This is a genomic window from Aeromonas sp. 602200, assembly GCF_049173895.1.
In the GTDB taxonomy this organism is placed as follows: domain Bacteria; phylum Pseudomonadota; class Gammaproteobacteria; order Enterobacterales; family Aeromonadaceae; genus Aeromonas; species Aeromonas veronii_A.
Window position 1 is genome coordinate 321,322 of sequence record NZ_JAAKSL010000003.1, and the last position, 7,296, is coordinate 328,617.

Sequence of the window (7,296 nt, forward strand, 5' to 3'; positions counted from 1 at the left end):
CTGCGTTAATGCCGAGTTAAATATTGACGAAAGCCAAGATCGCCGACTAGCTGTCGGCTTGGCGTTGAACGGGGAAAGTCGTGATGAATTAGCCCGTTAGGTGGCCTGATGATCGCCACGCAGCAACATGACGTACTGATTGACGTTTTGACTTGAGGAATCTGACGTACTGGCTGATACGGCTTTCATCGGCGCCAGTTGCAGCGCTATCCCGGATGTGGTGACCAGTTGCTGTAGCTGAGCGTGACTTATCTTGCCGCTTGGGGGCAGGGGGAAGCAGAGCGGAGCGCCCGCTTTGAGCAGGGTCGCCAGCTGTTGCAACAGGTGGACAAGGGTGGCCGCGTCGCTATCAAGCGGGCGGCTTAGCCAGATGCCATCGTAAGGGAGCACCGAGTGCATCTTCGCCAGTGGGCAGACCCGCACTGCTTGTCCGGATTGCTGCGAGGCAACTTTGGCGTCAGCCAGCACTGCTTCGCAGGCGGTGAGCACATACCCTTCTGCACGCAGCCAGCAGAGATCCTCCCCCGTACCGCACTGACCATTGAGCAGGTGAGCACCGGGTTTGAGACGCGCCACAAAGGCAGCCCGAGCGCGGGCGTGCTGGTCGTTAAATGGCCGGGAAGCGGGGATGGCGTCAGAGTGTGGCACAGGGGTTACCTCAAGCAGGGGGCGCACAGGGTAACAAATCGGGGCCTGACTGCCAAAGCGCGCGGTCAGGCCCCGATTTGGATGTGATGAAGTTGCCGGAGCCGGTTAGCGGCTGCAGGCAGGCCCGTGGGGTTGGGCCAGCATGGTGAACATGCTCTCTATCATAAAGGCGGATTCGCCCTGCAGGTCGATTCGCCCCGGAAAGTGGAGCCAGTTGATGATGTAGCCATCCAGAGTGCAGTGGAGCAGGGTGGCGGCGCGCTGCAGGTTGAGGCTGGCGGGCAGCTGGCCCCGCCGTACCGCGTTGGCCAGGGTGGTCTCCAGGTCCCGAAAGAAGTTGGCGGACTGGCTGCGGATATGTTCGCGCAGTGAGATGGCCTCCCCCTCCAGCGATTCGAGATTGAACAAGATGGTAAACATCTGCCGCTGGGCCGGATTGTGAATGAAGCTGTGGAGCACCCCTTCGAAGAAGAGGCGCAGTTGCCCCAGTGGATCCGGCTCATCTGGATTGAGGCAGGCATCGAGCTGGTGGGCAAGGGGGCTGCAGAGCTCCTGCCAGAGCGAAATGAAGAGTTCATCCTTGTTCTTGAAGTGCCAATAGATGGCCCCGCGGGTCAGGTCTGCCGCCCTGGCGATGTCGGTCAGGCTGGTCTTGGCCAGGCCCTGAGAGCAGAACAGATCCAGCGCCGTGCTCATGATGTGGCAGCGGGTTTGCTGCGCCTCTTCTTTGGTTCGTCTGGCCATCGAAATTTGTGCCTCATGCAAGCAAAAAGTCACTTACATACATTTATGAATGTATGTATATTGCCTCATCTTTCGACTATTTACCAACAGGGCCCATGTGGCCCTGATTGTTCATTGACTGGCAAAGGCTCAGGTGTTTCATGCATAAACATATTCTTGCTCGTTCAGTTGGTCTTGCCTTGCTGGCTACAGGCTTGCTGGCAGGTTGTGGTGACAAGGGGGGCGCACCTCAGGGACAGGGGGGCATGCCCCCTGCGGCGGTCAACGTGGTGACCCTGCAGAGCGGTCCGCTGATGTTGACCACCGAGTTGACCGGCCGCAGCGCCCCGTTGCGGGTGGCCGAAGTGCGTCCGCAGGTGAGCGGCATCATCCTCAAGCGCCTCTTTACCGAGGGGAGCGATGTGAAGGCGGGCGATCTGCTCTATCAGATCGATCCGGCTGTCTATCAGGCGGCGGTTGCCAGCGCCAAGGCCAATCTGGCCAAGGCCGAGGCCAACGAGCAGAGTGCCCGCCTCAAGGCGCAGCGCTATCAGGAGCTGCTCAAGGTCAAATCCATCAGCCGTCAGGACTATGACGACGCCGATGCGAGCTGGAAGCAGGCCAAGGCGGAGATCATGGCAAGCAAGGCGGCCCTGCGCACTGCCGAGATCAATCTCGGTTACACCCGCATCACCGCCCCCATTAGCGGCCGTATCGGTAAATCCGCGGTGACCGAGGGGGCGCTGGTGACTGCCCAGCAGGCTGATAGCTTGACAGCCATTCAGCAGCTCGATCCCATGTATGTGGATGTGCGTCAGTCCACCGCCGATCTGCTGCGCCTCAAGCGACTGGTCGCCGAGGGCAAGCTGACCCAGGACGAGCAGAAGGGAGCCAAGGTGACCTTCCAGCTGGAAGATGGCTCCACTTATGGCGAAGAGGGCTCGTTGCAGTTCTCCGATGTGACCGTGGATGAGACCTCCGGCATGGTGACCCTGCGGGTGATTGTGCCCAACCCTCATCAGCTGCTGCTGCCCGGCATGTTTATGCGCGCCACCCTGCAAGAGGGGGAACGGGCGCAAGGGCTGCTGGTGCCGCAAACGGCCGTGACTCGCACCCCCAATGGCGGTGCCACCGTGATGGTGGTAACCGCTGACAACAAGGTGGAGCTGCGCAACGTGCAGCTGAGCCGGGTCGTCGGCAGCAACTGGGTGGTGGAGTCAGGGCTCACCTCCGGCGAGCGGGTGATCGTGGCTGGCTTGCAGAAAGTACGACCGGGCGCCGTGGTCAATCCCGCCGAGCAGGGTGCCGATGCACCGTCTGCTCAAGCTGCGTCCAACACCCCGGCCAACAAGTAGGATGGAGTAGTCGCCTCATGGCTCGATTTTTTATAGACAGACCCATTTTTGCCTGGGTGATCGCGCTGGTGATCATGCTGGCGGGCAGCCTGGCCATCATCAAATTGCCGGTCGCCCAGTATCCGAGCATTGCGCCGCCCGCTGTCGGTATTTCTGCCAGCTATCCGGGCGCATCCGCCAAAACGGTGGAAGACTCGGTGACCCAGATCATCGAACAGAACATGACCGGGCTGGATCACCTGCTCTACATGTCTTCCCAGTCTGACTCCGCGGGGCGGGTGTCGGTGACCCTCACCTTCCAGCCGGGGACCGATCCCGATATCGCCCAGGTACAGGTGCAGAACAAGCTGCAGCAGGCGATGTCGCTGCTGCCGCAAGAAGTTCAGCAGCAGGGGATCCGGGTACAGAAGACCTCCAGCAGCTTCCTGATGGTCGCGGCGTTCATTTCCAGCGATGGCAGTATGAACAACGACGACCTGGCGGACTATGTGGTCTCCAATATCAAGGAGCCTCTGAGTCGTCTGGACGGGGTAGGGGATATCACCTTGTTCGGCAGCCAGTACTCGATGCGGGTGTGGCTCGATCCCAACAAACTCAACCGGGTGCAGATGACCCCGGGGGATGTGCAGGCGGCCATCAAGGCGCAGAACGCCCAGGTGGCCTTCGGCAAGCTGGGCGGCACACCGTCGGTAGAAGATCAGCAGTTCACTGCGACTATCATGGGGCAGACCCGTCTCTCTACCGTGGAGCAATTCAACGACATCCTGCTGCGGGTGAATCAGGATGGCTCCAAGGTACGACTGAAAGATGTGGCCCGGGTCGAGCTGGCGGGCGAAAGCTATGACGCCGATGCGCTCTACAACGGCCAGTCTACCGCCGCGGTTGCCATCAAGCTGGCGACCGGCGCCAACGCGCTGGATACCGCCGAGAAGGTGCGTGCCAAGCTCAATGAGCTGTCGGATTACTTCCCGGCCAATATGGAGATCGTCTACCCCTACGACACCACGCCGTTTGTGAAGATCTCCATCGAGGAGGTGGTGCAGACCCTGATCGAGGCGATTTTCCTGGTGTTCTGCGTCATGTATCTGTTCTTGCAGAACTTCCGCGCCACCCTGATCCCGACCATCGCGGTGCCTGTGGTGCTGCTCGGTACCTTCGGGGTGATGGCGGCGTTCGGTTTCTCCATCAATACCCTCACCATGTTCGGTATGGTGCTCGCTATCGGCCTGCTGGTGGATGACGCCATCGTGGTGGTGGAGAATGTGGAGCGGCTGATGAGCGAGGAGGATCTCTCCCCGCTGGAAGCGACCCGCAAATCGATGACCCAGATCACTGGTGCGCTGGTGGGGATCGCGTTGGTGCTCTCCGCCGTGTTCGTGCCGATGGCCTTCTTCGGCGGCTCGACCGGCGCCATCTATCGCCAGTTCTCGCTGACCATCGTCTCGGCCATGGTGCTGTCGGTGCTGGTGGCGTTGATCCTGACCCCGGCCCTTTGTGCCACCCTGCTCAAGCCGATGAAACATGGTGAGTTTGGTGCCAAGCGCGGCTTCTTTGGCTGGTTCAACCGCGCCTTTGATGCAGGTACCAACCGCTATCAGAGCGGCGTGCGCAAGGTGATCAAGCAGGGCGTGCGCTACAGCCTGATCTACGGCGCCATGCTGGCGGTGTTGGCCGTGCTCTTTATGCGGATGCCCACCTCCTTCCTGCCGGAAGAGGATCAGGGGGTCATCATGTCCATGGTCCAACTGCCGGTGGGGGCGACCAAGCAGCGCACCGAGGTGGTGCTGGCGGACATGCGCGACTACTTCCTGAAAAACGAGAAGGATAATGTCGATTCTGTACTGACCGTATCCGGCTTCAGTTTCGCCGGTAGTGGCCAGAACGCGGGGATGGCCTTTATCAAGCTCAAGGACTGGAGCGAGCGCAAGAGCCCGGATCGCAGCGCCAATGCCATTATCGGTCGTGCCATGGGCTATCTGTTCAGCATCAAGGAGGCGCAAGTGTTCGCCTTTAACCTGCCTCCGATCCCGGAGCTGGGGACGGCGACCGGTTTTGACTTCTTCCTGCAGGATCGCGGCGGTATCGGTCACGACAAGCTGATGGCGGCGCGTAACCAGCTGCTCGGCATGGCGGCGCAGGATCCCACTCTGGTGCGGGTACGCCCGAACGGGATGGAAGATACGCCGCAGCTCGATATCAAGATCGACTACGAGAAGGCACTGGCGCAGGGGCTATCCATCGCGGATATCAACAACACCCTAGCTACCGCTTGGGGCTCTTCCTACGTCAATGATTTCGTTGACCGTGGCCGGATCAAGAAGGTCTACATGCAGGCGGATGCCCCCTTCCGGATGAACCCGGAAGATCTGAAACTCTGGTATGTGCGCAACAGTGCCGGTCAGATGGTGCCCTTCTCCGCCTTTGCCAGCACCGAGTGGAGCTTCGGCTCACCCCGTCTGGAGCGTTACAACGGTGTGCCAGCGATGGAGATCGTCGGTGAGGCGGCGCCCGGCAAGAGTACCGGTGATGCGATGGCCGCCATCGAACAGATGGTGAAACAGCTGCCGGAAGGGGTGGGCATCGAGTGGACCGGGCTATCCTTCCAGGAGCGTCAGGCCGGTTCACAGGCACCTGCGCTCTACGCCATCTCCTTGTTGGTGGTGTTCCTCTGTCTGGCGGCCCTCTACGAGAGCTGGAGCATTCCGTTCTCGGTGATGCTGGTGGTGCCGCTCGGGGTGTTGGGGGCCATTGTGGCTGCCACCCTGCGCGGGTTGGAGAACGATGTCTACTTCCAGGTAGGTCTGCTCACCACCATAGGCTTGTCGGCGAAGAACGCGATTTTGATCGTGGAATTTGCCAAAGAACTCTATGACAAGGGGATGGGACTGGGTGAAGCCGTAGTGGAGGCGGCGCGCCTGCGTCTGCGTCCGATCCTGATGACCTCGCTCGCCTTTATCCTCGGGGTGCTGCCGCTGGTGATCAGCTCCGGTGCCGGCGCCAGCAGTCGTAACGCCATCGGTACCGGCGTGATGGGGGGGATGATCAGTGCCACCGTGCTGGCCATCTTCTTCGTACCGCTCTTCTTTGTGCTGGTGATGCGTTACTTCACCAGCCACCAGAGCAAAGAGGCGCGCATGGCTGCAGCAGTTGAGTCAAAAGGTGACTGAGCAAAGTGACCCCTGAAGTTCTGGGTGGCAGATCACAATAAGACAAATACATCAGGTATGACTGAGTAATAAATAGAGCGACTTCGAAAGTCGCTCTATTTTTTTTCCGTAAAAACGGTAACTTAAGCGTAATTATTAAGTTACTACTGCTTCTTTTTGAGAAATTATGTCGCCGTGAGGTAGTTTTCTATCGACACCTTTTCAGAGGTGAGGGGCAAGTCAGTTTCTGCTGTGCAGCTCGGCTGGAAACAAGATAGAATCTGCGTCTTATAGGGTTGGATAGGTAGTGTCCGCTCTTTCTTGGTCTTGGGCCATAAAGCTGTGCTACACACCATCAAGACAGCAAAATGCTGGAGGACATGATGACCAACAGCAAACACAATCAGGTCAAAAGCAGCATGTTGGGAGCTGTAACCCAGGGGCGGTAGCCTTGAGATTATTCAGTAATTTGCCTGAATAATGTTCAGTCATTGTTTTGCTGCTGTTTGAGCTGGTTAAATTGCAGTCTATTGGGTGTTTCAATAACGCATCAGTGGATAGCCAGCCTCTCTCTGATGTCATATCAACGCCTCGCAAGAGATACATATTTATGAAAATCCTCGTGACCGGTGGTGCTGGCTTTATCGGCTCTGCCGTGGTGCGCCATATCATCCGTGATACCCAAGATTCTGTTATCAATCTCGATAAACTCACCTATGCCGGCAATCTGGAATCCCTGGCCGATGTATCGTCAAGCGAGCGTTATGCGTTTGAGCTGGTGGATATCTGCAATCGCGCCGAGCTGGATCGGGTGTTTGCCCAGCACCAGCCGGATGCGGTGATGCACCTGGCCGCCGAGAGCCATGTTGATCGCTCCATCACAGGACCGGCTGACTTTATCGAGACCAATATCGTCGGCACCTATATGTTGCTGGAAGCGGCACGAGCCTATTGGAACGGTCTGGACGAGGTACGCAAGGCGGCCTTCCGCTTCCACCATATCTCCACCGACGAGGTATATGGTGATCTGCCCCATCCGGATGAAGTAGCCGTCGGTGAACGATTGCCGCTCTTTACCGAGACCACCCCCTACGCCCCCAGCAGCCCCTATTCTGCCTCCAAGGCTTCCAGCGACCATCTGGTGCGCGCCTGGCGCCGCACCTACGGTCTGCCGACCATCGTCACCAACTGCTCCAACAACTACGGCCCTTATCACTTCCCCGAGAAGCTGATCCCGCTGGTCATTCTTAACGCGCTGGATGGCAAGCCGTTACCTGTCTATGGTAAGGGCGACCAGATCCGTGACTGGCTCTATGTAGAAGATCATGCGCGCGCGCTCTACAAGGTGGCGACCACAGGCGTGGTCGGTGAGACCTACAACATCGGCGGTCATAACGAGAAGCAGAATCTGGAAGTGGTGCACA

At 58.8% G+C, this 7,296-nt stretch carries 5 protein-coding genes; 3 read left to right on the forward strand and 2 right to left on the reverse strand.

The annotated features are described in order from the left end of the window. Positions 1–96 precede the first annotated feature (96 nt). Together G5221_RS06800 and G5221_RS06805 are read right to left on the reverse strand one after the other, a co-directional pair. Complete coding sequence (locus G5221_RS06800; protein ID WP_421263010.1) at positions 97–648, reverse strand: hypothetical protein; 552 nt, start codon at positions 646–648, stop codon at positions 97–99. Positions 649–753: 105 nt separating this feature from the next. Next, a complete protein-coding gene (locus G5221_RS06805; protein ID WP_421263011.1) occupies positions 754–1,392 on the reverse strand; it encodes a TetR family transcriptional regulator in 639 nt (212 codons plus the stop codon). 140 nt (positions 1,393–1,532) lie between these two features. On the opposite strand from G5221_RS06805, the gene G5221_RS06810 reads away from it, so the two are divergent. The 3 genes from G5221_RS06810 to rfbB form a co-directional block, all read left to right on the forward strand. Continuing rightward, positions 1,533–2,726, forward strand: a complete 1,194-nt coding sequence (locus G5221_RS06810; protein WP_021231193.1) for an efflux RND transporter periplasmic adaptor subunit — start codon at positions 1,533–1,535, stop codon at positions 2,724–2,726. Positions 2,727–2,743: 17 nt separating this feature from the next. Beyond that, a complete protein-coding gene (locus tag G5221_RS06815) occupies positions 2,744–5,893 on the forward strand; it encodes an efflux RND transporter permease subunit (protein ID WP_076492306.1) in 3,150 nt (1,049 codons plus the stop codon). Between the two features lie 589 nt (positions 5,894–6,482). Next, positions 6,483–7,296, forward strand: an 814-nt coding sequence (gene rfbB / locus G5221_RS06820; protein ID WP_421263012.1) for a dTDP-glucose 4,6-dehydratase, incomplete at its 3' end; no start/stop codon positions are given.

Excerpts from the sequence above, each read along its gene's own strand:
- G5221_RS06805 (WP_421263011.1), bottom strand. The coding sequence starts at position 1,392 with ATGGCCAGACGAACCAAAGAAGAGGCGCAGCAAACCCGCTGCCACATC.
- G5221_RS06810 (WP_021231193.1), top strand. The coding sequence starts at position 1,533 with ATGCATAAACATATTCTTGCTCGTTCAGTTGGTCTTGCCTTGCTGGCT.
- G5221_RS06815 (WP_076492306.1), top strand. The coding sequence starts at position 2,744 with ATGGCTCGATTTTTTATAGACAGACCCATTTTTGCCTGGGTGATCGCG.